The following is a 565-nucleotide window of genomic DNA, read 5'->3' on the forward strand; positions in this document are numbered from 1 at the left end:
CGAGGTCCCGGGCGGTGTCGGGGTCGATCGGCCCGTATCCGTCGAGGTTGCCGGGTTCCTCGGTGACGCCGAGGAGGGTGAGCATCGGGACGGTGACGATCAGGTCGGGTTTGGTGCCCCGGAACCGGTCCCGCCCCGCCCCCGGCGCCTTCCGGCCCGGGGCGCCGGTCGTGGTCTCCCCGCCGGTGCCTCCGGTGCCTCCGGTGGTGCCGGTGCCAGTGGCGCCGACGGTGCCGGTGGTGGTGCCTCCGGTGATGGCCTCCGCGCCGGTGGTGCCGGTGGGGGCGGGGTCGAGGAGGAGGTCGCGGAACACGTCCGGCCGCAGCTGGGTGAGGGTGCGCGCCTCGTCGGGGCCCTGTAATGCCATCGCGTGGGCGGTGACCCGGGTGTGGATCGCGAGCCCGTCCGCGGCCGTCAGGTACGCGCTGAGCCAGCCCATCCCGTCCCGGGCGGGCGTGAACGTCAACGACCGGCCGGTCACGCCGCGTTCGTGGCGGGCGGTGATCGAGTCCGGGTCCAGCCGCTCCCGGGCCTTGCGGACCTTCCGGTCGAACTGSGACGGGCT

1 protein-coding gene is annotated in these 565 nt (G+C 75.2%); it reads right to left on the bottom strand.

Annotated features, from left to right (window positions below; genetic code table 11):
- On the bottom strand, window positions 1-565 hold a 565-nt coding region (locus AB4Y94_RS17785; RefSeq protein WP_441729352.1), incomplete at both ends, for a DUF222 domain-containing protein.

The organism is Glaciibacter sp. 2TAF33 (assembly GCF_052114945.1).
In the GTDB taxonomy this organism is placed as follows: Bacteria; Actinomycetota; Actinomycetes; order Actinomycetales; family Microbacteriaceae; genus Cryobacterium.